The 21,830-nt window shown below is 64.8% G+C and carries 24 protein-coding genes; 11 read left to right on the top strand and 13 right to left on the bottom strand.

Going from position 1 to position 21,830, the window contains the following annotated elements; genetic code table 11:
* Positions 1-55: 55 nt before the first annotated feature.
* On the bottom strand, positions 56-1,234 hold the full coding sequence (locus VW23_RS22740) for an MFS transporter (RefSeq protein ID WP_069911776.1): 1,179 nt from the start codon (positions 1,232-1,234) through the stop codon (positions 56-58).
* 151 nt (positions 1,235-1,385) lie between these two features.
* Between VW23_RS22740 and VW23_RS22735 the strand changes: the two genes are divergently transcribed.
* Positions 1,386-1,967, top strand: coding sequence for an HdeD family acid-resistance protein (locus tag VW23_RS22735; RefSeq protein WP_069911775.1), 582 nt, complete (start codon positions 1,386-1,388; stop codon positions 1,965-1,967).
* 14 nt (positions 1,968-1,981) lie between these two features.
* Complete coding sequence (locus VW23_RS22730) at positions 1,982-2,551, top strand: HdeD family acid-resistance protein (protein WP_069911774.1); 570 nt, start codon at positions 1,982-1,984, stop codon at positions 2,549-2,551.
* Positions 2,552-2,577: 26 nt separating this feature from the next.
* On the opposite strand, the gene VW23_RS22725 is transcribed toward VW23_RS22730, so the two are convergent.
* A complete protein-coding gene (locus VW23_RS22725; protein ID WP_069911773.1) occupies positions 2,578-3,462 on the bottom strand; it encodes a YihY/virulence factor BrkB family protein in 885 nt (294 codons plus the stop codon).
* Between the two features lie 139 nt (positions 3,463-3,601).
* Here VW23_RS22725 and VW23_RS22720 point away from each other — a divergent pair, with 139 nt between their 5' ends.
* The 3 genes from VW23_RS22720 (at position 3,602) to rpoD (ending at position 8,524) form a co-directional block, all read left to right on the top strand.
* On the top strand, positions 3,602-4,309 hold the full coding sequence (locus tag VW23_RS22720) for a hypothetical protein (protein WP_069911772.1): 708 nt from the start codon (positions 3,602-3,604) through the stop codon (positions 4,307-4,309).
* 4 nt (positions 4,310-4,313) lie between these two features.
* Positions 4,314-6,272 (top strand): DNA primase, encoded by a 1,959-nt coding sequence (gene dnaG, locus VW23_RS22715; RefSeq protein WP_069911771.1) that lies wholly within the window; start codon positions 4,314-4,316, stop codon positions 6,270-6,272.
* Between the two features lie 173 nt (positions 6,273-6,445).
* Entirely contained in the window at positions 6,446-8,524 is a 2,079-nt protein-coding gene (gene rpoD, locus VW23_RS22710; RefSeq protein ID WP_084646395.1) for an RNA polymerase sigma factor RpoD, read from the top strand.
* An 80-nt stretch (positions 8,525-8,604) separates the two neighbouring features.
* Here rpoD and VW23_RS22705 read toward each other — a convergent pair whose 3' ends face one another.
* Positions 8,605-8,877, bottom strand: a complete 273-nt coding sequence (locus tag VW23_RS22705; protein WP_069911770.1) for a DUF4242 domain-containing protein — start codon at positions 8,875-8,877, stop codon at positions 8,605-8,607.
* A gap of 22 nt (positions 8,878-8,899) precedes the next feature.
* On the bottom strand, positions 8,900-9,337 hold the full coding sequence (locus VW23_RS22700; protein WP_244513708.1) for a hypothetical protein: 438 nt from the start codon (positions 9,335-9,337) through the stop codon (positions 8,900-8,902).
* 251 nt (positions 9,338-9,588) lie between these two features.
* Here VW23_RS22700 and VW23_RS22695 point away from each other — a divergent pair, with 251 nt between their 5' ends.
* The 3 genes from VW23_RS22695 to VW23_RS22685 all read left to right on the top strand — a co-directional run bounded on the left by VW23_RS22695 (position 9,589) and on the right by VW23_RS22685 (position 11,350).
* Complete coding sequence (locus VW23_RS22695; protein WP_084646394.1) at positions 9,589-10,593, top strand: AraC family transcriptional regulator; 1,005 nt, start codon at positions 9,589-9,591, stop codon at positions 10,591-10,593.
* 107 nt (positions 10,594-10,700) lie between these two features.
* Entirely contained in the window at positions 10,701-11,003 is a 303-nt protein-coding gene (locus VW23_RS22690) for an HlyU family transcriptional regulator (protein WP_069911768.1), read from the top strand.
* A gap of 125 nt (positions 11,004-11,128) precedes the next feature.
* Positions 11,129-11,350: a hypothetical protein gene (locus VW23_RS22685; protein WP_055880400.1), complete on the top strand. Its 222-nt coding sequence runs from the start codon at positions 11,129-11,131 to the stop codon at positions 11,348-11,350.
* 19 nt (positions 11,351-11,369) lie between these two features.
* Here VW23_RS22685 and VW23_RS22680 read toward each other — a convergent pair whose 3' ends face one another.
* From VW23_RS22680 to VW23_RS22655, 6 genes are all read right to left on the bottom strand, one after another.
* Positions 11,370-12,200: a glycosyltransferase family 25 protein gene (locus VW23_RS22680; protein ID WP_069911767.1), complete on the bottom strand. Its 831-nt coding sequence runs from the start codon at positions 12,198-12,200 to the stop codon at positions 11,370-11,372.
* Positions 12,200-13,012 carry a glycosyltransferase family 25 protein gene (locus VW23_RS22675; RefSeq protein WP_069911766.1) on the bottom strand — a complete coding sequence of 271 codons (813 nt, stop codon included), beginning with the start codon at positions 13,010-13,012 and terminating at the stop codon, positions 12,200-12,202. Before VW23_RS22675 ends, VW23_RS22680 begins: the two co-directional genes overlap by 1 nt.
* Positions 13,013-13,057: 45 nt before the next feature.
* Positions 13,058-13,858, bottom strand: coding sequence for a glycosyltransferase family 25 protein (locus VW23_RS22670; protein ID WP_069911765.1), 801 nt, complete (start codon positions 13,856-13,858; stop codon positions 13,058-13,060).
* A gap of 15 nt (positions 13,859-13,873) precedes the next feature.
* On the bottom strand, positions 13,874-14,674 hold the full coding sequence (locus VW23_RS22665; protein ID WP_084646393.1) for a glycosyltransferase family 25 protein: 801 nt from the start codon (positions 14,672-14,674) through the stop codon (positions 13,874-13,876).
* A 68-nt stretch (positions 14,675-14,742) separates the two neighbouring features.
* Complete coding sequence (locus VW23_RS22660) at positions 14,743-15,783, bottom strand: LLM class flavin-dependent oxidoreductase (protein WP_069911763.1); 1,041 nt, start codon at positions 15,781-15,783, stop codon at positions 14,743-14,745.
* 73 nt (positions 15,784-15,856) lie between these two features.
* Complete coding sequence (locus tag VW23_RS22655; RefSeq protein ID WP_069911762.1) at positions 15,857-16,546, bottom strand: tellurite resistance TerB family protein; 690 nt, start codon at positions 16,544-16,546, stop codon at positions 15,857-15,859.
* A gap of 151 nt (positions 16,547-16,697) precedes the next feature.
* On the opposite strand from VW23_RS22655, the gene VW23_RS22650 reads away from it, so the two are divergent.
* The 3 genes from VW23_RS22650 (at position 16,698) to VW23_RS22640 (ending at position 18,872) form a co-directional block, all read left to right on the top strand.
* The gene (locus VW23_RS22650; RefSeq protein ID WP_069911761.1) at positions 16,698-17,171 is read left to right on the top strand and encodes an Lrp/AsnC family transcriptional regulator; all 474 of its coding nucleotides are present in this window, start codon (positions 16,698-16,700) and stop codon (positions 17,169-17,171) included.
* Positions 17,168-17,788, top strand: coding sequence for a GyrI-like domain-containing protein (locus VW23_RS22645; protein WP_244513707.1), 621 nt, complete (start codon positions 17,168-17,170; stop codon positions 17,786-17,788). The genes VW23_RS22650 and VW23_RS22645 overlap by 4 nt, the downstream gene beginning before the upstream one ends.
* A 70-nt stretch (positions 17,789-17,858) precedes the next feature.
* Positions 17,859-18,872, top strand: coding sequence for a DUF4424 family protein (locus VW23_RS22640; RefSeq protein ID WP_069911760.1), 1,014 nt, complete (start codon positions 17,859-17,861; stop codon positions 18,870-18,872).
* An 81-nt stretch (positions 18,873-18,953) separates the two neighbouring features.
* On the opposite strand, the gene VW23_RS29140 is transcribed toward VW23_RS22640, so the two are convergent.
* The 3 genes from VW23_RS29140 to VW23_RS29135 all read right to left on the bottom strand — a co-directional run.
* Positions 18,954-19,343 (bottom strand): hypothetical protein, encoded by a 390-nt coding sequence (locus VW23_RS29140; protein WP_069911759.1) that lies wholly within the window; start codon positions 19,341-19,343, stop codon positions 18,954-18,956.
* A 170-nt stretch (positions 19,344-19,513) separates the two neighbouring features.
* Positions 19,514-20,065, bottom strand: coding sequence for a TIGR00645 family protein (locus VW23_RS22630; RefSeq protein ID WP_069911758.1), 552 nt, complete (start codon positions 20,063-20,065; stop codon positions 19,514-19,516).
* 160 nt (positions 20,066-20,225) lie between these two features.
* On the bottom strand, positions 20,226-21,830 hold a 1,605-nt coding region (locus VW23_RS29135), incomplete at its 5' end, for an OmpA family protein (protein ID WP_069911757.1).

The raw sequence follows: 21,830 nt of genomic DNA, 5'->3' as shown, positions 1-21,830 counted from the left end.
AGCGGCGGCATCGGCGGGGAAATGCACCCGCCGATGGTAAAGAATATCCTGCGTCTCAGGCCTCTGTGGCGGCCGCGATCGAGCCGCGACGCTCGAGCCACCAGGATAGGCTGGCAGTTCCGGCGGCGCAGAGGCTGGTGACCACACCGACCGCCGGGATATCGGCATAGCTGACGCCGGCGCTGAGCAGCATGGCGCCGATGAAGGCGCCGCCGGCGATGCCAATGTTGAAGGCGGTGGAAATCAGCGACGAGGCGAGGTTGGGGGCCGAATGAGCGGCGGCGATGACGCGCGCCTGCAGCGGGGTGGAGAAGGCGAAGCCGAGGATCGAGGTGCCGAGCAGGTTCACCGTCATCCACACCTTGTCGTGCATGGCGAACAGCATGGTGAAGTAGAGCAGGGCCTGCAGCAGCAGCACGGTCAAGAGCGTCGGCATCGGCTTCCAGTCGGTGCCGCGGCCGCCCAGATAGATGCCGAGCATCGAGCCGATGCCGCCGACCAGCAGATAGATCGGAATGATGTCGGGGTGCAGCCGGGTGACATTGAGCATGATCGGCACCTGGAAGGTGCCGAAGGCGAGGGCGCCGATCATCACGAAGGTGATGGTCAGATAGGAAAGCCAGACCTCCTGGTGGCGCAGTTCCCGCACCTGCTCGCCGAAGGTGGCGTGACGGTCGCCCTCCTGGCGCTTGTCGCGCGGCAGCTTCAGGAACAGCACGATCGCGGCAACGGCGCCGAGCGCCGCCACGGCAAGGAAGGGGACGCGCCAGCCGAAATGCAGCCCGATGGCGCTGCCGCCGGGAAGCCCGAGCAGATTGGCGACGGTGATGCCGGAGATGAACAGCGAGAAGGCGGCGCCGCGGCGCTCGGGCGGCACGAGGCCGACAACGACGACGTTGCCGGCGCCGAAGAACACGCCGTGGGCTGAGGCCGATAGCAGCCGCGCGGCCAGCAGCAGGCCGTAACCAGGGGCGATGGCGCACAGCAACTGGGCGATCGAGAACACGATCATCAGGCCGATCAGCACGTTGCGCTGCGAAAAGCGCGAGGTGAAGACCGTCAGCACCGGCCCACCGATGGCGACGCCGATGGCATAGGCGCTGACCAAGAGGCCCGCGACCGGGATCGTCACCGCCAGGTCCTCGGCGAGCGGCGGCAGGATGCCGGAAATCACGAACTCGGCCGAGCCGACTGCAAACGCAGCCAGTGCCAGGGCGTAAATGGCGATCGGCATGACTATCCTCAAAATATCCGGGGGCGGTCAGACCACGGCATGCCGCCGGAAGCAAGCCGGATAAGCAGTGGTGCCTAAACCCGACACGAGGCTTGGCGGCACCGCAAAAACAGCTAACCTCCCATGAGGCAACAACATTGGAGGCGGACCGATGGCTGTATCAAGTGACACGAGGAAACGCTGGGCATGGATCACCGGGCTGAGGGGCCTGCTGATGTTGCTGGCGGGCCTTTATGCGGTGTTCTTTCCAGCACAGGCGCTGGCAATACTGGTGATCGCCGGCGGCGCATTGTTGCTGGTGGATGGCGTGCTCGGGCTGTGGAGCCTTACCTTCGGTGGCGCCAAGACCGGCAATTTCTGGTTCGACGTGATCCGCAACGTGCTGGCCATCATCACCGGTGTGCTGATCCTGCTGTCGCCGTTCTTTGCAACGTTGTTGACGGCCACGCTGCTGGTCTATCTCGTTGCATTCCAATCGATCTTCGTCGGCGTCATGGAGATTTGGGTAATCATCCGGGAGCGCGAGCAATATGCGCGCATCTGGCCAGTGCTACTGTCGGGAGCGCTTTACGTGCTGTTCGGCATCGCACTGCTGTTCTGGCCGGTGTTCAGCGCCCTGGTATTCGTGACGCTCGCCGGCATCCTCGCCATCATCTTCGCCATCGGCCTGTTCGGGCTGGCCTGGCGGATGTTCAAATCGGCGGGTGACGCCGCAAGCAGCAAGCCCGTGTGATCGAGGAGGACAGAATGGCTACCGAAAGCGCCTTACCCTGGCCAAGCATTTTTGCGGGTATCCGCGGCGTGCTGATGCTGGCTGGCGGCATTTTCGCACTGCTCTCGCCACAACTGGCGCTGGCGACCCTGGTGTGGGTCGGCGGCGTGATCGTCATCATCGACGGCGCGCTCGGGCTGTGGGGACTGCTGTTCGGCGGCCGGACCAGCTCGCGGCTCGGCGTCGCCATCACCCGGCACATCCTCGCGATCCTCGCCGGCATCCTGATCGTGGCGTTCCCGGCAATGGCGGCAGCGATCGGCATCTCGACACTGGTGATCCTGGTCGGGATCATGATGATCCTGATCGGGGCGTTTGCGCTTTATGTCACCATCGCCGGCCGGGCGCTGCTGCGGCAGGGGACGTTCTGGCCCGAAGTGCTCAGCGCCTCAGCCTACCTGCTGTTCGGCGTATTGCTGCTGGTGATGCCGCTCAGCAGCGCGCTGGTGCTGGTAAGCATCGTCGGCGTGCTGATGATCCTTTATGGGCTGTTCCAGCTCTACATCGCCTGGCAGCTCAGGAGCATCGAGGTGAAGGTCGCCTGACCAATCAGGACGCGGCGCTGACGGGATCAGCGCGGGGGAGGCGGGGTGCCTGCCTCCTTCGCCTTGGCGGCGCGTTCGATCTCGGTGTTGAAGGCGGCTCCCAGCACCAGGATCTGGGCCGAATTGTAGAGCCACAGCAACAGCACCACCGCGGCGGAAACCGAGCCGAAGGTGGCTTCGTAATTGCCCCAGTTCTCGACATAGATCGAGAAGACCGCTCCCGCGAGCAGCCAGAGCAACGAGGCAAGGATGGCGCCCGGCCAGATGTGGCGGAATTTGCGCGGGTGACGGTCGGGGCCCCAGCGATAGAGCCCGGCAAGCACGAGGACGCTGAGCAGCAGCAATACCGGCCAGCGCAGCGCCAGCGCCACAACCTCTTCGCCTGACGGCCATGGGATCAGTGCGGGCAGGCCGGCGACCGCCAGCAAGGCGAGGACCACAAAGATGGCGCCGCCGATACTGAGGCCGATCGCGTAAGCCAGTGACTTGAAGAAACCGCGCCGGGGCGCCTCGTTGCGGATGCGCGACATGGCATAGAGCAGGGAATCGACACCGCGCGAGCCGCTCCATAGGGCGAAGGGCACGGTGATCAGCAACCCGAGGCCGAGCGTCACCGGCGGCTGGCTGGCGAGCATGGTCAGTTGCTCGGCAATAATCCCCTGGGCCATCTGCGGGACGACGTCGCCGACATTCTCGATCGTGTCGGCGACCATCTGGCGGTTGGCCACAATGCCATAGATCAGCGCGACGGTGGCAATGGCGGGGAAGAACGACAGGAAGCCAAAGAAGGCGACAGCCGCACAGCGCGGAGCGTTGTCGCGCTCGAGAAAGAAGGACGCGAGGGTCGCCTGGACAATGGCGCGCCAACGCTGCCGGAGGCTGTCGTGACGGGTTGGCGCGGCGGTGTCCATGGGCGTGTCCAGCGAATGACCTGCCGGAAACGCTTGTGACGGGTGAGGGGTTGCCGCGGGGCGCACCGGTAGCATCCCCAACTACCGTTGCGCACCTATAGCCGACGGCGCTCAGGCTGCCGTCTTGCGCCTAAAAACAATGACCGGTGAACAGACACGGATTTACCTGTACGATGTTGTTGTCTTGAGTTCGTCGAACAGTGGTTCGCCGGTGGGGCTTGTCATGCAGTCGTACAGAAGAACCTTTGGCGCCAACAGATTTGCTGCGGCGGCTTACTTTGTTTTGGGCATCGCGTTAGCGGTGTCAATCTTCGTGCCGGGCGTGACGGATTATGTCGCCCACGCAAATTTCGTCGGCCGGTTGCGCATGTTCAATGCATGGGAAGCGGAACATCGGCTGCTCGTGGCCTATGGGGTTGCCGGCGTAGGGGCGCTAAGCGCAGTACTGTCGCTGCGGGTATTGATCGACAACACCATGGTGGTGGTGGATGGCGAAGGAATCGAGGTGCGGCACCAGTATTGGAGGGATCGGGCCTTGTGGCGTGACTTCGAGGCTGTCACCACCACCAGGTTCCTCGGGGTAAAGGACACCAAGATTCTGTTTCGACCGGGCCACGACGCGCGTGGACGCAAGCTGACTCGCAAAGTGCGATTGCCCAATCGAGCCCTCGGGGTCGACAGCAAGGCGGTACTGCTGGAGGTGCTGCATCTCACCACCGCGAAAGCGGCCCCCGCACCAACCGAGGGTATGCGGCTTCCGAGGGGGCCGCTGCTGCCCAGGACTCAGCAGGCGGCAGTGAACTCCGCCAGATGGGCGATGACACGGCGGGCGCGCGTGCTTACTTAGGGGCATGCGCTTTTCCGACGGCTTCCTCGATGAGATCCGGCAGCGCCTGCCGATCTCGCAGGTGGTGGGCGAGCACGTCATCTGGGACAAGCGCAAGAGCCAGCCGCAACGCGGCGACATGTGGGCCTGCTGCCCGTTCCATGGCGAGAAAAGCCCGAGCTTTCATGCCGATGACCGGCGCGGCATCTACCATTGCTTCGGCTGTGGGGTATCTGGCGACCACTTCCGCTTCCTGACCGAAAAGGCCGGGATGAGCTTTCCCGAGGCAGTGGAAAAACTCGCCGGGATGGCCGGCGTGCCGATGCCGGCGCGCGACGAGCGCGACGAGGCGCGGCAGGAAAGCCGGCGCTCGCTCTACGACGTGATGGAGGTTGCCACCCAATATTTCGAGGCGGCGCTCAGCCACAATATCGGAGCGCGGGCCCGCGGCTATCTCAATGAGCGCGGGGTGACCGCGGCGGCGCAGACCAAGTTCCGGCTCGGCTATTCGCCTGACAGCGCCAACGGCTTGAAGGAGCACCTCGCCGCCAACGGCGTTTCGGCGCAGGAGATGGTGGATGCGGGGCTCGTGGTGGTGCGCGAGGAATCGCCGCTGCCCTATGACCGGTTCCGCAACCGGGTGATGTTCCCGATCACCGATCTGCGCGGCAAGGTCATCGCTTTCGGTGGCCGAGCCATGTCGGCGGATGTGCCGGCCAAGTATCTCAACTCGCCCGAGACCGAGCTCTTCAAGAAGCGCATGACGCTCTACAACGGGCAGACTGCCCGTGAGGCGGCGCGCTCGGGCAAATCGGTGATCGTGGTCGAGGGCTATCTCGATGTGATCGCGGCGGTGACGGCGGGGTTCGAGGGTACGGTGGCGCCGCTCGGCACGGCGCTGACCGAAGAGCACCTGCAGATGCTGTGGCGGATGAGCGACGAGCCGGTGCTGTGTTTCGACGGCGATGGCGCCGGCCAGCGTGCGGCGGCCCGGGCCACCGAGATCGTCCTGCCGCACCTGCAGCCGGGGCGGACGGTGCGGATCGCGACGCTCCCCGAGGGGCAGGACCCCGACGACCTGATCAAGGCGCAGGGGCGCGGCGCTTTCGCCGATGTGATCGACCGGGCCCGCTCCCTGTCCGATGTGATCTGGAGCATCGAGACCGGCGGCATCGTGCCGGAGACGCCGGAGGCGCGGGCGGCGCTCGAGTCGCGCCTGCGCGCCCGGGCCAACGCCATCGGCGAGGCCTCGGTGAAGCGGCATTACCTGCAGGCCTTCGACGAAAAACTTTCGGCGTTCTTTGCGCCAGTGCGCAACCAGCGCTGGGAGCGGCGCGACGGCGGCGGGCAGCGTGGCGGCTTCGATCGACGCAATCCGCGCGGCGGCAATGCCGCCCCGGTCGGCAGTCGCGGTAGTCCGCGGGTCGTGGTGTCGGATACTCTGCGCAACTCTCGATTGCTGAAGCCGGGCAGGGGAGTGGACGCCACGCCGCGCGAGGCGGCGATCCTCGTCTGCCTGGTGAACCACCCGGCGCTGGCCGACAGCCGGCTCGAATCACTTGCGTCGCTGGAGCTCAGTTCACCGACCTCGAGGAACCTCTTGGGCACCATGCTCGACCTCGTGACCAGGGATCACGATATCAGTGCCGAGGCGCTGAATGCCGCACTTGGGGCGCGTGGCTTCGGTGAAGCGATCGAGAAAATGCGGGATTTGCTGGCCCGCCAAGGGGTTTGGCAGACCGGGGCAGAAATCGCCGATCCGGACGCTGAGATCGGATTACGTCATGCCCTGGCCTTGCATTACAAATCCGTTGAGCTAAATAAGGCCCTGAAGGCAGCCGAATTGGCGCTGGGCGACGACCCGAGCGAGGAAACATTCGAACGGCTGCGGGACATCCAGAACCAGATCACCACCGTCGATGGCACAGAGGCATTGATCGAAGGGTTTGGTTCGTTATCGGGGCGCGCGACACGAAGCTTTTAGTTAAGGCTGCGGGTACGCGCGATTTCGCTTATGGGCGAATCAGCACCGGTGACGAACAAGTGACGGCATATCGGAAACCGTCGCGCCAGCCCGTCCCTTTACGATGTCTCAAGCCGTGACCACTTAACGACTATCGGCGCCCTCCCGATCGGGCACCCGGAGCAGCAAGCTAGATGGCCACCAAGGCAGCGACCCAGACCAAGACCAAAGATGCAGAGAAGCCGGAAGTTGCCGGCGCAGCAGCTGGGGCAGAAGCCCCCGATAGCCCGCTGCTCGACCTATCCGATGCCGCCGTAAAAAAATTGATCAAGACCGCCAAGAAGCGCGGTTACGTCACCTATGAAGAACTGAATGCCGTTCTGCCATCGGAGGAGGTCAACTCCGAGCAGATCGAGGACATCATGGCGATGTTCTCCGATATGGGCATCAACGTCGTCGACGAAGACGAGGTCGAAGAGGCCGAGCCCGATACCCCGGAAGAGGAATCGACCGAGCTCGCCGAACGCACCGGCACCGCCGTGGCCTCGAAATCCAACACCCGCGAAGGCAGCGACCGCACCGATGATCCGGTGCGCATGTACCTGCGCGAGATGGGCTCTGTCGAGCTGCTCAGCCGCGAGGGCGAAATCGCCATCGCCAAGCGCATCGAGGCCGGTCGCGAGACGATGATCGAGGGCCTGTGCGAAAGCCCGCTGACCTTCCAGGCCATCATCATCTGGCGCGACCAGCTGGCGAACGCCGAGATCCTGCTGCGCGACATCATCGATCTCGAAGCGACCTATGCCGGCCCCGACGCCAAGCAGGCGGCTCCGGTAATGCCGTCGGAGATCGAGCGTCCCGCCGCGGTCAAGGAAGAGATCAGGCCGGCTGCCAAGGCGAAGCCGGCGCCGCGCTCGGGCGATGACGAGGACGACTACGTTCCCGACGAGCCGCAGGCGCCGCAGGACCCGGTCGAGGAAGAAGACGACGATTTTGAGAACTCGCTGTCGCTTTCGGCGATGGAAGCCGAGCTGAAGCCGCAGGTGGTCGAGACTTTCGACCGCATCGCCGAAGCCTATGGCAAGATGCGCAAGATGCAGGACCGGCATGCCGAGGACCGCATGGCGGGCAATGCGCCGGCGACCGCCGCCGATCTGAAGAAGCTCGAGGGCCTGCGTTCCGAAGTGATCACCGACGTGAAGTCGCTGTCGCTGAACCAGAGCCGTATCGAGAGCCTGGTCGAGCAGCTCTACGACATCAACAAGCGCCTGGTGCGTCTCGAGGGGCGCCTGCTGCGCCTCGCCGAAAGCTATGGCGTAAAGCGCGAGAACTTCCTCGAGGCCTATTATGGCAGCGAGCTCGAGCAGAACTGGATGGAGACGGTCGCGTCGCTGTCGGGCAAGGGCTGGGCGGAGTTCGCCAAGCGCGAAGCTGATACGGCGAACGAACTGCGTGGTGACATCCAGACGCTGGCGACGGAAACCGGCCTCGATATCGCCGAGTACCGCCGGATCGTCCACAAGGTGCAGAAGGGCGAGCGCGAAGCGGCGATCGCCAAGAAGGAAATGGTGGAAGCCAACCTTCGCCTGGTGATTTCGATCGCCAAGAAATACACCAACCGCGGCCTGCAGTTCCTCGATCTCATCCAGGAAGGCAATATCGGCCTGATGAAAGCGGTCGATAAGTTCGAATACCGCCGTGGCTACAAGTTCTCGACCTATGCCACGTGGTGGATCCGGCAGGCGATCACCCGCTCGATCGCCGACCAGGCCCGCACCATCCGTATCCCGGTGCACATGATCGAGACGATCAACAAGATCGTCCGTACCTCGCGCCAGATGCTGCATGAGATCGGCCGCGAGCCGACCCCGGAAGAGCTGAGCGAAAAGCTCCAGATGCCGCTCGACAAGGTCCGCAAGGTCCTGAAGATCGCCAAGGAGCCGATCAGCCTCGAGACCCCGATCGGCGACGAAGAGGATTCGAACCTCGGCGATTTCATCCCGGATGTGAACGCCATCCAGCCGATCGACGCAGCGATCCAGTCGAACCTGCGCGAGACCACGACCCGCGTGCTGGCGTCGCTGACGCCGCGCGAGGAACGCGTGCTGCGCATGCGCTTCGGTATCGGCATGAACACCGACCATACGCTCGAGGAAGTCGGCCAGCAGTTCAGCGTGACGCGCGAGCGTATCCGCCAGATCGAGGCCAAGGCGCTGCGCAAGCTCAAGCACCCGAGCCGCAGCCGCAAGCTGCGCAGCTTCCTCGACAACTAAGACTACGGCGCTTCAGCCGAACAGCAAAAAGGGCGGTGCCATGGCGCCGCCCTTTTCGTTTGCCCCGGCCTGAACCCGCGTCAGGCTGCGGTGGTCGGGTCGATCATTCGGACGACTTCGGTGATCCGGTTCGCCGGAAAGCCGCTGAGGCGGGCGTGCTCGCGGATGGCCTGCTCGTCGTCGGCGAGGTAGACGCAGAATGTGCCGTTGCCGATGACGTAAGAGTGCTCCCACTGCACGCGCGGGGCGAGCTTGGCGAGCGCGGCATTGGAGGCCTTGGCGGCGTTGCAGAAGCCGGCATTGTCGTTGGCGCCGAAGTTCGGCACCTCGCGTTCGATCACATAACGCTTCATGGCAGTATCCTTGGTTGAGAGCTCAGTTGGCGGTGGCCGCGACTGCGTCGCAGGAGGCATTGGGGTTCATGTCGGCGAAGGCACCCGTCGGGTTGGCCCGCCAGGCCCAGACATGCAGCTCGTAGAAGGCCGGCAGCCCGTAGCGGTTCGGGGCGTTGGTGAAACTGAACAGGTGTCCGTCGAGCTCCGCCGGACCTTTGGTGGTGATGTATTCCACCGCGATGAGCGTGCGCTGGCCGTCCGGGCCGGGCTCGTACATGACCGCCTCGGGATGGGCGATGTCGATGACCTCGTCCTCGATCAGCTTGGCGTTCACGTAGTGGATGCCCATGGCGCCACCGTCGGTGCCGGACACGCATGGGATCGGTGCGTAGCCTTCCGAGATGGCGACCGCCACGTCGGAGAAGCGGGCGTTTGCCTCCCGTACGCTGTCGGCGAGCGGGTTCGGCCCGGCATCCATCGCGACCTCGCCATGGGCGAATGCCGGGGCGGCGGCGAGCGAAAGCAACAGTGCTCCGGCGGCAAGCACCCGGGCCGGCCGTGGGGCGCAACGCAAAGTCGAATTGCCCGCCTTAGCGCTAACACCGCCCGATGGTGACTTATTCCCGGTGGTTTGAATATTCGGCATAGATTCCTCGTATTGACGGTTGTCAGGTACCGGGCGCAGAACTCCTGCCGCGGTGGGGCAACCATCTATTCGGGCCACCAATAATGACCATGATCGAAACGCCGGCTGGCGTGACTGGAACGCCGTATCGTGGAGTGACCACGACGGGGAGCGGACTGCTGGCGGATGTGCTGCGGCGGGTCCGGCTCTCCGGCTCGCTCTTTCTGAAGGGCGCCTACAGTTCGCCCTGGGCCTTCGACTCGCCGGGAAACTGTGCGCTGATCGACCTGCTCGCGCCGGGGTCGGAGCGGCTGATCGTGTTTCACAGTGTGCGGCGCGGCCGGCTCTGGATCACCGCCGCCGGCCATCGGGTCGAACTGGAGGCCGGAGACCTCGCTATTTTGCCGGCGTCGCATCGGCACCTGATGGGCAGCCACGAAATGGTGGCGCCGGTGAAGATCAGCGAGCTGCTGCCGCCGACACCATGGAGCGAGATTCCGATCCTGCACCACGGCGGCGATGGGGAGGTTACCGAGCTGGTCTGCGGCTATTTCAGCAGCGACGAGCTGCTGTTCAACTCGTTCCTGCGCAGCTTGCCGCCAGTGATCAGGATCCGCCCCACGGGTAATGCCGCCACGCTGTTCGATGTGGTGCTAAGCCGTGCACTGGAGGATGGCCCGTCCGGAGACGGCACCACGGCGCGGCTGCCGGAACTGCTGCTGGTCGAGGCACTGCGGCTCTATTCGTCCGAGGCGCCGCTGGCGAGTGGCTGGCTGGCGGCCACCAACGATCCGATCGTCAGCCGGGCGCTCAAGCTCATCCACGACGACCCGGTGCGGGATTGGAGTGTCGCCGAGCTGTCGCGGGCCGCGGCGACGTCGCGCTCGGTTCTCGGCGAGCGCTTCCGCGAGTTGCTCGGGCAATCGCCGATCCACTATCTCGCCGAATGGCGCATGCAATTGGCGGCAAACCTGCTGGTGGCCACCGAACTCAGGCTCTCGGCGATCGCCGAGCAGATCGGCTACAGTTCGGAAGCTGCGTTCAGTCGCGCCTTCCATCGCCATATCGGTAAGTCGCCGGCCCAATGGCGGGCCGCAGGGCGGGGCTGAACTGGCGATGCGAGGGGGCCAGCCGGCCCGGGCGCTGGTGCACGGTGGACAAACGGGCGCTGGCGGCCTAAATCGATCGAACTTTCTCCTTTGCCCGAGGCGCGCCTATGTCCTTTTGGAAGAACCTGTTCGGCGGTGGCGGCGGTAGCGCGGCGACGGGCAAGTCGATCGAGCCGGCGGTGGTGGCGGAGGAGGCCTATAAGGGCTTCACCGTCAAGTCGCTGATCATGCCGGTGGGCAGCGAGTACCAGCTTGCCGGGTTGATCGAGAAAGAGATCGACGGCGAGCTCAAGAGCTACAAGTTCGTGCGTGCCGATCGCTTCTCGTCCAAGGAAGACGTGGTCAGTTTCGCGCTGGCCAAGGGCCGGCAGATCATCGACGAGCAGGGCGAGGGTATCTACCGCCCGTAGCCGGCCGCCTCACGCAGACAACAGAGCGCTCTGGGGATGCGGTCGCACCCCGGGGACGTTCGTATATCACCCCCCGCGAGATTGCCGCGTGCGCAGAAATCGCGCCGCCAACAGGAGTTCCAGAAATGGCCAAGAAACCCACCGCCCGCACGGAGTTCGTGCTGTTCGACATTGTCTACGAGGATGGCAGCCAGCGCTCCAACCGCAAGGTGGATGCGAGCCTACTCGGCGGCCTCGACGGTGATGAGGCGGCCCGCACCGCCATCATGGAGCAGGACCAGGCCATTGCCGAGAGATCCGGCCTGCCGCCGCTGCAGATCAAGAGCATCCGGCGCAGCGGCAAGTAGGCGCCAGGGGGCCTACAAGCTAGGCGTCGTGCTCGAATGCGATGGCTCGGCGCTTCTGCCGGCGCGCTTCGGGATCGGGCAGGATGTGCGCCACGAGGCGCAGCGTGTAGGAGATGCTGGCGAGCGCGGATCGCCAGCCGTCTCGTCGAGGCCGTGCGGCACGCAGATGGGCTCGATCGCCTTCCAAATCGCTGTCCCCGGCTTGACCTCGTTTGCCGCCCCGGTAGTGCACCAGTTGAACAGCCGGCGCCGGCTCCACCTGAAGCAGCCCGCGCGACGGAATGACCGGACCCTTGCGCGAGAACAGATAGTTGTCGACTGTGATGGCCTGCAGCCGCGGATCGGCCAGCACGCGGCGTGCCATATCCGCCGTGATGACGTACGCGCCGGTCCCCACATGCGTAGCAAGGAGCTGGCGGATTGCGTAATGCCCCGCGGTTCTTCGGATCTGGCCGACGCGAATGAGTTCGTAGGTCGTTTCGAGCTTCACCAGCTCGGCGTCGATATCGGCATAGACGGACGGACTGAGCAGGGTCTTCAAGCCATTCCCCATCACCACGTCGTCCTCGAGCACGAGAGCGACCGGCTGTCCCCGGCTCAGGAACAGGCGCCAGGCCTTTTCGTGGCTCATCGAACAGGCGACCTCGACGCGTGCCATTGCCGAGGGGGTGCCGGAACCCTGATGAGCCGCCATGCGGGTGTCGCTCACCTCGCGTGGCGTAACAGCATCAAGGCGTTCAGCAACGATGCCCAGGCGGGCGAACTGTTCTTCCATGAACTGGCGGCGATCAAGGCGGCTCGCCACGTTGATGTAGTAGACCGGGATCTGGCTGGCAGGAAACGCCGTCATCAAGGTTCCGGTGCGCTGGCGAATGGAATGACCACCCGCGGTCCGCGCAGCGCGGCGAAATCGCGGCCGGCCAGCCGCGCGAGGCGGCCGACATGGTCGAGTTGCAATCCGAGTACGGCCGTCAGGTCGCGCGCCGGCCGGGCCGCCGAGCGCGTCCGGGTCACCGCGATATTGCTCTCACCGATACGGCTGGCGGCGTCCAGCTTGTCGATCTGGATACAGGGGCTTGGAATGGCCTGCAGCACGCGGCTGCGCAGCAGGTGATAGCCGCCGCGCCCGAACAGGAAGCGATCGATGCCCATCTGGTTGCGCAGCACACTGCCGAGCGAGTGGCGTGCGGCGTCGCGGGTGAGGATGTAGGCGGCCCCGCCCATCTGCGAGGAGCAGAGCTCGCGCAGCTCGGTCGTGCCGACATGCTGCGATACGCTCCCCAGCTTCACCGGACTGTGGAACGTTTCGAGCTTCAGAAGGTCGGCGCCCAGCCGCTCGGCCAACTCCGGATCGAGGAAATCGAGCACCGAGGCGGCGAGCTGCACGTCGTCCTCGAGCACCAGAGCGGCCGCCGCGCCACTCTCGAGCAGGCGTTGCCAGCAGCGCTGGTGGCTGAACCCGCAGGCGAGGTCGCCCTCGGCCATCCGCCACAGGCTGTGGGTCGTCTTGTGCCACTCGAGGAGGTCACGCGGCACTTCGTCCATACGCACCGCCTCGATGCGCTCGGCAGTGATGCCGAACTCAGCGAACTGGCGCTCCATGAACGCCCGGCGATCGGGACGGGAGGCGAGGTTGATGTAGTAGACGGGAATGGTCTGCATCAGGTCACGCAAATGCACGAAGCGGGCGAGGCTGTCCAGTACGGCTTACATGAGCCGCTTGAGGTCGCTGGCCACCGGCAACCGATACTGCCGGGCACCCCAAAGCTCGCCGGTCGACGCGAAGGTCGCGACCAGCCTCAGGTGGTGGGCCCAATGGCGCGATGCCCGACGCCAACGTGGTTCCGTGCTGCGGGTGTCGCGAGACGAGAACATGCCGCGACGGGCGTCGAGATCGCTGCGACCGGCACCCTCTCGACCCTCAATCGTCTGGTCGAGCTGGATGGCGAGTGCCGGCACGGACTGGAAGATGCGGGCTTCATAGAACAGGCTGCCGGGGCGTCCGAACAGCAGCGTGTCGAGTGGCAGGGTGTCCACCTCGGGATGCGTCACCAGCCGCCTCGCCAGAGCTATCGTCATCACATAGGCGGCCGAACCCATGCTGGATGACATCAGGCGTCCGCGGCCGACCCCCGCCGCCGTGCTGGGCACCAACCGGCCGACCATCGCCGAGGTTTGCCGGGTTTCCATCTGGATGGCATCGACGCCCTCCAAGAGGTTCGGATCATCGAGTACGGCGGGCAGTTCCTGCGACAGCAGCACGTCATCCTCGAGAATGAGCGCTGCGGCAATGTGCTGCTCGACCATCAGCTGCCAGATCTTCTGGTGGCTGCGGCTGCAGCCCAGTTCGCCGGGGCTGAGGGACGAGGCGGGCGGCACCTGGAAGTCGGAGGGCGTCACCGCATCGATGCGGATTCCGGTCAGGCCCAGGGCGCTGAGCTGCCGTTCCACGTGCTCGCGGCGATCCAGGCGCGATGAGAGATTGATGTAGAAAATCGGCAGTGGCATCGCGTTGGGCCCTGCCTACATGAGCCTGCGCAGGTTCTCGGCGATCGGGAACTGCAGCTTGCGCGACCCCCACAGTTCGCCGCTGGCCCCAAAGGTCACGAGCACGCGCGTGTAGTGCCGGAACTGAATCTTGAGCCTGCGCCAGCGGATGGCGAGGCTCTTGTGCCGCAACGCCCCGGTCAGCCGGTTGTCATCCAGGTCACTCTTGCCGGCGCCGCGCCGGCCCTCGACGGTCTGATCGAGCTGGATGGCCAGCGCCGGGAGGGTCTGGAAGATGCGGGCGTCGTAGCAAAGCTCGCCGGCCCAGCCGAACAGCAGGTGATCGAGCGCCAGCCGGTCGACATCGGGGCGCGCCAGCAGGCGCCGGGCCAGCACGATGGTCATGATGTAGGCCGCCGAACCGAGGCTCGACGACATCAGCCGGTTGCGGCTCACCCCCGGCACGCCTGTAGGGACCGCCGGTCCGACCAGGGCTCTGGTGCCGCCACGCGACTCGAACTGGATGGCCTCGACGCCGCCAGCCAGAAGGGCAGGGTCGGCCAGTAAGGCCGGGACTTCGTCGGCCAACAGCACGTCGTCCTCGAGAATCAGTGCTGCGGCAATGTTCTGCTCGACCATCAGCCGCCAGATCTTCTGGTGGCTGCGGCTACAACCGAACTCACCGGGGCTGAGTGGAGATCCTGCCGGTAAGTCGAAGTCGGACGGCGTCACCGCGTCGACGCGCGTCGCGGTGAGACCCAATAGAGCGAGGTGCTGTTCGACATGGTCCCGTCTATCCGGGCGGGAGGCCATGTTGATGTAGAAGATCGGCAGCAACGCGTTGGCCCCACGGTTGAATTAGGGACCCGTATTACCACCGGTGCGCCCGACGTCAACGGTTACTGCTAGCCGCCCAGCGCCCGGTTTACTGCTGGCTTCACCACCGTGCCGAACAGCTCGATGGCCTTCATGACCTTGGCGTGCGGCAGGGTGCCGACACTCAGTTGCAGGCCGAAACGATCGTGCTTGAACCACTCGTGCTGCATCAGAATCTTGTCGATAACCTGCTGCGGCGAGCCCATGAAGTAGGCACCGGAAGGGCTGGCGCCGGCTTCGAACTGGGCGCGCGTGGTCGGCGGCCAGCCGCGCTCGCGGCCGATACGGCTCATCGCTTCGTGATGGGCCGGGAAAGCGGTATCCAGCGCATCCTGCGAGTTCTCGGCGATGAAGCCGTGCGACGAGATGCCGATCGGCAGTTTCGCGAGGTCGTGGCCGACCTTTTCGGCGGTGCGGCGGTAGAGCTCGGTGAACTGGGTGAAGGCCTCGGGATTGCCGCCGATGATGGCGAGCATCAGCGGCAGGCCATAATAGGCGGCGCGGGCGACGGAGTTGGGCGTGCCGCCGACGGCGACCCACAGAGGCAGGGGCTCCTGCACCGGCTTGGGGTAGATGGCGATGCCGGGGATCGGCTTGGTGTGCTCGGAGCCCTCCCACTGCACCTTGCCGCCTTCGCGGATCTTCAGCAGCTCAGCGAGCTTTTCCTCGAACAGCGTGTCGTAGTCATCAAGTTCGTAGCCGAACAACGGGAAGCTCTCGATGAACGAACCGCGGCCGGCCATGATCTCGGCCCGGCCATTGGAGAGCAGATCGAGCGTTGCGAACTGCTGCCAGACGCGGATCGGATCGTCCGAGCTCAAGACGGTAACAGCGGTCGAAAGGCGGATGCGTTTGGTGATGGCGGCGGCGGCGGCGAGGATGGTTACCGGCGCCGAGGCGACGAAATCGGGACGGTGATGCTCGCCCAGCCCGTAGAAATCGAGCCCGACCTCATCGGCGAGCTTGATCTCTTCGAGCAGGTCCCTGAGCCGCTCGGCCGGCGACTGCAGATGGCCGCCGTTCAGCGGATCGGGAGTGTTCTCGGCGAAGGAGTAGAGACCGATTTCCATGGCGCAATCCTCGTGTGGTGCGCCCTAGATGGCTGTGCGTTTTGAGCCGCGCAAGAACGCACAGCCTTGTAACTCAGACGCTACTGGTTGGCACGTAGGCCGAGGACGAGACCGGCGCCGGCGGGGTGTGCCCGGCCTGGCGGTGAATCTCGGCGACGAGGCCGGCTGGGAGCTTCAGCTTGAAGGCCAGTGCCTCGAGGTAAGCGCGCTCGGCTGGCGTATCAGGCTGCATGGCGACGAGCGAGGCGGCGTAGATTTCCGAGGCGTGCTCGGGCGTGTCGGCGCGCGCGACGACGGCATCGATATCGAGCGGGCTCGCCAGCTCGTCGAAGACGAACGCCTTTTCTTCGGAGGAGAGCGGCATCGCTTCGAGGCGCTTGAAGATGCGATCCTTCTCCTCGGCGTCGATCTGGCCGTCGGCCTTGGCGGCGGCGATCATGGCCCGCACCAGGGTCTTGCCCAGCTCTTCGCCCTGATAGGCCGCCTGCGGCGGTGGCACGAAGGAGTCTTTGGTGGTAGCGGGCGCGCCGTCCGAAGCGGCGCCGGCCTGCTGCTGGTTCTTCTGGTAGCTCTGCCAGGCAGAGTAGGCGAGACCGCCGACCGCTGCAACCGCGCCCACCTTAGCGACGTTGCCGACCATCTTGCCCAGCCCGCCGCCCGAGAGCAGCATGCCGGCGGCGAGCCCGGCGGCGCCCGTCATCGCGGTGCGCTGGGCATTGGGGTCCGTCTGCAGGGCCTTGATGATACCGTCGATGTTGAACATGGCTTTCTCCCAGTTTTTTGTGGTTCGGAAAGGGAGTTAGGTAGCCCGGTCGGGCTGCGCAAGGATGACAAGTTCGCGCAGGGCCAAAGGTTGCCTTTCTCGGCTCGCCGGTTAGGTTGTGGCGGTTCAGAAGGCGGAGGGCTGACAGCTCATGGCGAGCGGTCTCGACGATATCGATCACAGGCTGCTGGCCCTGTTGCAGGAAGACGACCGTGTGCCGGTGGCGGAGCTGGGCAAGACGCTGGGTGTCGCGCCGTCCACCCTCAATGACCGCATCCGCCGGCTGGTCAAGCTGGGCGTGATCAGTGGTTTTCACGCGCGCGTCGATCCCGAAAAGGTTGGGCTCGACCTGCTCGCCTACGTATTCGTGGGCTGGAGCGATCCGACCACCGAGAAGCTGTTCCTCGCCGCAATCGCCCGGTCGCCGGAGGTGCTCGAGGCGCATCATGTCACGGGATCCTGGAACTACCTGATGAAGGTGCGGCTGAGGACGACGCGCGACCTCGAGGGGTTCTTCGCCCAGGTGGTGAAGGAAGTGCCAGGGGTGCAGCGCACCGAGACGCTGATCGTCCTTTCGTCGCCCAAGGAAACGACGCTGATCGTGCCGCCGCAGCCCCAGGCGTGAAATTGGAAAAGCTCGACCTGAAAAAGCAGCACAAGGCGCTCTACAACGCGCCCAAGGGCAAGTTCGAGATCATAGACGTGCCGCCGCTGCATTACCTGCAGATAGACGGTGCGGGCGATCCCAACACCGCCGAGGACTACAAGACAGGCGTCGCCTGGCTCTACTCGGTGAGCTACGCGATGAAGTTCGCGGCGAAGGCACAACTTGGCCGCGACTATGTGGTGGGGCCGCTGGAGGCGCTGTGGTGGGCCGACGACATGTCGACGTTTCTCACCCGCAAGAAGAGCGACTGGCAGTGGACGATCATGATCCTGCAGCCGGATTTCGTGACGTCAGCCCTGTTCGCTGCGGCGACGGACAAGGCAACCAAGAAACTCGGAACGCCGCCGGCGAGTCTCAGGCTCGAGGCCTATCACGAGGGGCTGTCGGTGCAGACGCTGCATATCGGCAGCTATGACGATGAGGCGCCGACTCTTGCCCGGTTGCATCAGGAGTTCGTGCCGGCGAACGGGCTCAAGGAAACCGGCCACCACCACGAGATCTATCTCAGCGATCCGCGCAAGGTCGCGCCGGAGAAACTGAAGACCATCCTCAGACAGCCGGTGCGGCGGCTCTGATCCGGACGGTTCAGCCGCGGTTCAGGCGCAAACCCGCACAGGGCCGGCGTCCGAACCGAGGAGGAACCCCATGCTGGCCCGCAGTGCTCTTTTCATCGTCTTCGCCAGCCTCGCGGCGCCGGCGCTGGCCAATGGGGTGATCAGCGAATTTCCTGCCGGCGGGGTGGTGTTCAAACAGGCCGCCAACATCGCCATTGCGCGCGAGGACCTCTACCTGAGCGTGCGCGAAGTACGGGTGCGCTACGAGTACCGCTCGGACGCTTCGGCGGCCGAAACCCACACCATCGGCTTTCCGATGCCGGCGGTGCCGCTCGATGGTGGGCCGAGCTATCTGGGCGGGGGCAGCATCGAGCAGCTGGCGGATCCACGGAACTACATGGACTTTGCGGTGAAGGTGAATGGCAAGCCGATCACGGCCAAGCTGCACGAATTCGCCCAGCTCGAAGGCAAGGACATCACGGAGGAGATCGAGGCCGCCGGCCTCGAGCCGTTGCTGCTGGCCGAACAGTTCCACGCGACCCGGTTCGATCGCCAGACGCTCGAAGCCTTCGTGGCGAAAGGTTGGTTCGCCAGTGCGCCAGAGAGCGCCGAAGAACTGTGGTGGCCGAACTGGAGCTACCAGGCGGTCTACGAGTGGGAGCAGGCGTTCGTTCCGGGCGAGACGGTGGTCGAGATCAGTTACGCGCCGCTCAATGGGTACCCCAGCGATTACGGCCAGGTCTACGAGGGCGGCGGCGAGTACGACGACCCGGAGAGTGTCGCGGCGACCAGGGCGGAGTACTGCATCGACGACGCGGTGCTCAACGCGGTGGCGCGCCAGAAGGCCAAGGGTGGCTACGAGGTGGTGACGCAGGGCTATGTGCTGACCACGGGCAACTTCTGGAAGGGGCCGATCGAGGAGTTCAACCTGGTGGTCGACAAGGCAGACCCGGCGGAAGGGATGGAGAACCTCGACCTCGTCGCCTTCTGCCCGCTCGAAGCCAAAAAGATCAGCGAAACGCAGTTCGCCTGGCAGGCCTCGAACTTCGAGCCCGACCGTGACATGCGGGTGCTCTACTACAGCTTCTACGATATCGAGCAATGAAGGAACCCCGGCAGCGGAACTGCCGGGGTTAAGGGAGCTTCGGGGGAGGATCCGAAGCTCAAGCTCTACTATCGACCGAGCTTACTGCGCGGCCGGGGCCTCAGTTGCCGGGGCCGGAGCCTCGGTGGCGGGCGCCGCCGCCGGAGCCTCAGTCGCCGGAGCGGCATCAGCCGGGGCCGGAGCCGGCTCAGCGGCCGGAGCCATCGGCGTGGTCTCGGTGCCCGTGGCCGGAGCCTCGGTCATCGGAGCCGGTGCGGGAGTGGCCGGGGCTTCAACTGCAGGCGTGTTATTCACGGTCGTCGAAGTGGTCGACGGGCCGGAATTGGCCGAGAACACCAGGTAGCCAATGGCGAGCAACGCCAGGGCAACGATGATGCCTACGAACCAGCCAGTCGCGCTCGACTCGCGGGTGTAGACAGTGCGGTTGGCGTCATCACTCGAGTAGACGGTATCGCGTTCGGGGACAGCCATGATCAAGCTCCTTTGTTTGAGTACCGTATGGCGGCAATAACTCGGGAGCGGCGAGAATTGTTCCCGCAAACTTGATCAATTGCGGAATTGATTCCGCGCGATATCGTAAGGCGCTGAAACCTCTAGTAATTTTGGTGCGACGGAGATGAGGAAAAGCTGTCGCCGACGGGTCAGTTTTCTGCCGATTTTGCCGCTTTTTCGTCGCCGCGGCTGGCTTTGCTGATCGATTTGGTCTGGGCCGAGATGCGATCGATGAAGGCGAGGAACAGCGCCGAGACGATGAAGGCGAGGTGGATCAGCGTGAACCACATCAACTGGTCGCTGGTGTAGCTCGACACGTTCAGGAACACCTGCAGCAGGTGGATCGACGAGATGGCGACGATGGTCGAGGCCACCTTGATCTTGAGCGAGCCGGCGTCGATCTCGCCCAGCCAGTGCACCGCATCGCCATCATCGAAGCGCGACACATAGTTCTCGTATCCCGAGATGATCACCATGACCACAAGGCTCGCGACCAGCGCGGCGTCGATCAGGGCCAGCATCTTCAGGATCGCATCGGCTTCGTCGATGGTGAAGACGTGGCTGACGAAATCCCACAGCTTCACCCCGAAGGTCGCGGCATAGACCGCCAGCGCCAGCGCCAGCCCGAGATAGAACAGCACCAGCAGCCAGCGCGAGGCGAGGATCACCGCTTCGATGACGAGTTCGAGACGCTTGGGCATGGAGGCTCCGGCAAGGATATCGTGCACGAGGGATAGCGGATTTTTGGGGTGAGGCAAGGGGCAGGGGTGACGCAGTGGGGATGGCCCACGCATAGCCCCGCCCCCAAACCAAACGGGCCGGAGATCGCTCTCCGGCCCGTCCGTCAGTTCAGTGGTTCGCTCAGTTGCGATCGGCAACCGTGATCAGCGAGGTGATGCGCTTGATCGAGACGCGGCGGTTGAGCTTTTCGGCCTTTTCCGTCTTCACCTTCAGGTAGCGCTCGCCATAGCCCTGGGTCACCAGGTTCTCGGGCGGCACGTCGTAGAAGTCGGTCAGGATGCGGGCGACGGTCGAGGCGCGCTGATCGGAGAGGATCAGGTTGGCCTGGTCGCCGCCCACGGCGTCGGTGTGGCCTTCGATCAGGAAGGTCTCGCCCGGGTTGTCCTCGAGGATCGCCAGCATGCCGTTAGCAACCTTGCTGAGCGCCCCGACCTGGCTGCGGGCGATGGTCGCCGCACCCGAGTCGAAGGTCAGCCCGCCGACTTCGACGCGACGCACCGAGTCACGAATACGGGCCGAACGCTTCACTTCCTCGATGGTGTAGATCTTGCGGACCTGCTCCACCGGGGGTTCACGGAAGAACAGCTCAACCTCTTCTTCGTCGGCGTCATCGGCATCAAGGATGTAGTCGCGGATCGGGATGGTCAGGCGCAGCGGGGGCAGGTCGTCGCCCGGGTCACGCCAGTTGCCGAAATAGTCGTCATCCTGTTCGAAATCGTCCTCGTCCTGGTAGGCGAGGATGTACTCGCGGCCGTCCGGCATGATGCGCGAGCGCTTCAGCACGTTACCCCACTTGTCGCGGATGGTGACGATCTGCACGCCGTTCGGGCGTTCGATGGTCTCCTTCACACGGCCGCCCGGCAGGCGCTGGTAGAAGACCTCGTCCTCATCGCTGTCGCGAATGCGGTCGAAATCCTGGGCCGGGTTCGAGATGATCAGGTTGACGCCGATCTGGAAGATGAAGCCCGAGTTGGTGAAGTTGTTGCCGGGCTTGCCGCCGCCCTTACCGCCGCCGCCCTTACCGCCGCCACCCTGGCCGCCGCCACCGTTATTGTTGTTGACGGTGTTGTTGTTCGTCACATTAGTCGTGTTGTTCGTGATGTTCGTCACGTTGGTGACGTTGTTGATTATGGTGACGTTCTGCGGCACCTCCATCACCGGCAGGGCATCGACGGCGATCTTCTCGCCTTCCAGCTTGGCCAGCGACTGCACCTCGACCGGTGCGATGTCGGCCTGAGCGGCCTTGTCGTCGGTCGGCGGCGGAGCGGTCGGTTCTTCGGCAACCGCCGGCTGTTCGGCCGGCGCCTGGCCATCGACCACCTGGGTGGCGAAGTCCTTGGCGCTGTCGAGCACCGGAGCCGCTTCTTCAGGGGCAACGGTCTCAGGCAGCACTTCGACGGCCTGCGGGGTCACCGCTTCCTGGGCGCCCGGCAGTTCGGAGATCGGCGGAGTGGTTTCAGCTGCCGGTTTCACCTCGGGGACGGGAGGCAGGGTGATGCCCATGTCTGCGAGGCACTGGGCAACGTCAGAGTAACCTAGCGTGGCGCAGATATCGGCGAACTGCTTGTTGGCGGCGTCGATGGTCGACTGGCCGGAAGCGTCGCCGGCCTCGAGCTGGCCGATGCCGACATTGTAGAGCTCGGCGGCAACGCCCAGCTGGTCCTGCGCCGCGGCGACCGGATCGGTGGCGTTGGCGTCGGCCGGCTGGTCGGTCGGACCGGCTTC

The sequence above is a fragment of the Devosia insulae DS-56 genome (genome assembly GCF_000970465.2).
Taxonomy (GTDB): domain Bacteria; phylum Pseudomonadota; class Alphaproteobacteria; order Rhizobiales; family Devosiaceae; genus Devosia_A; species Devosia_A insulae.
This window is presented reverse-complemented; position numbering and strand designations above follow the sequence as displayed.

Excerpts from the sequence above, each read along its gene's own strand:
- VW23_RS22660 (WP_069911763.1), bottom strand. The coding sequence starts at position 15,783 with ATGGAAATCGGTCTCTACTCCTTCGCCGAGAACACTCCCGATCCGCTG.
- VW23_RS22695 (WP_084646394.1), top strand. The coding sequence starts at position 9,589 with ATGACCATGATCGAAACGCCGGCTGGCGTGACTGGAACGCCGTATCGT.
- VW23_RS22730 (WP_069911774.1), top strand. The coding sequence starts at position 1,982 with ATGGCTACCGAAAGCGCCTTACCCTGGCCAAGCATTTTTGCGGGTATC.
- VW23_RS22735 (WP_069911775.1), top strand. The coding sequence starts at position 1,386 with ATGGCTGTATCAAGTGACACGAGGAAACGCTGGGCATGGATCACCGGG.
- VW23_RS22685 (WP_055880400.1), top strand. The coding sequence starts at position 11,129 with ATGGCCAAGAAACCCACCGCCCGCACGGAGTTCGTGCTGTTCGACATT.
- VW23_RS22700 (WP_244513708.1), bottom strand. The coding sequence starts at position 9,337 with ATGGATGCCGGGCCGAACCCGCTCGCCGACAGCGTACGGGAGGCAAAC.
- rpoD (WP_084646395.1), top strand. The coding sequence starts at position 6,446 with ATGGCCACCAAGGCAGCGACCCAGACCAAGACCAAAGATGCAGAGAAG.
- VW23_RS22690 (WP_069911768.1), top strand. The coding sequence starts at position 10,701 with ATGTCCTTTTGGAAGAACCTGTTCGGCGGTGGCGGCGGTAGCGCGGCG.
- VW23_RS29140 (WP_069911759.1), bottom strand. The coding sequence starts at position 19,343 with ATGGCTGTCCCCGAACGCGATACCGTCTACTCGAGTGATGACGCCAAC.
- VW23_RS22655 (WP_069911762.1), bottom strand. The coding sequence starts at position 16,546 with ATGTTCAACATCGACGGTATCATCAAGGCCCTGCAGACGGACCCCAAT.
- VW23_RS22680 (WP_069911767.1), bottom strand. The coding sequence starts at position 12,200 with ATGACGGCGTTTCCTGCCAGCCAGATCCCGGTCTACTACATCAACGTG.
- VW23_RS22740 (WP_069911776.1), bottom strand. The coding sequence starts at position 1,234 with ATGCCGATCGCCATTTACGCCCTGGCACTGGCTGCGTTTGCAGTCGGC.
- VW23_RS22650 (WP_069911761.1), top strand. The coding sequence starts at position 16,698 with ATGGCGAGCGGTCTCGACGATATCGATCACAGGCTGCTGGCCCTGTTG.
- VW23_RS22725 (WP_069911773.1), bottom strand. The coding sequence starts at position 3,462 with ATGGACACCGCCGCGCCAACCCGTCACGACAGCCTCCGGCAGCGTTGG.
- dnaG (WP_069911771.1), top strand. The coding sequence starts at position 4,314 with ATGCGCTTTTCCGACGGCTTCCTCGATGAGATCCGGCAGCGCCTGCCG.
- VW23_RS22630 (WP_069911758.1), bottom strand. The coding sequence starts at position 20,065 with ATGCCCAAGCGTCTCGAACTCGTCATCGAAGCGGTGATCCTCGCCTCG.
- VW23_RS22720 (WP_069911772.1), top strand. The coding sequence starts at position 3,602 with ATGACCGGTGAACAGACACGGATTTACCTGTACGATGTTGTTGTCTTG.
- VW23_RS22640 (WP_069911760.1), top strand. The coding sequence starts at position 17,859 with ATGCTGGCCCGCAGTGCTCTTTTCATCGTCTTCGCCAGCCTCGCGGCG.
- VW23_RS22675 (WP_069911766.1), bottom strand. The coding sequence starts at position 13,012 with ATGCAGACCATTCCCGTCTACTACATCAACCTCGCCTCCCGTCCCGAT.
- VW23_RS22670 (WP_069911765.1), bottom strand. The coding sequence starts at position 13,858 with ATGCCACTGCCGATTTTCTACATCAATCTCTCATCGCGCCTGGATCGC.
- VW23_RS22705 (WP_069911770.1), bottom strand. The coding sequence starts at position 8,877 with ATGAAGCGTTATGTGATCGAACGCGAGGTGCCGAACTTCGGCGCCAAC.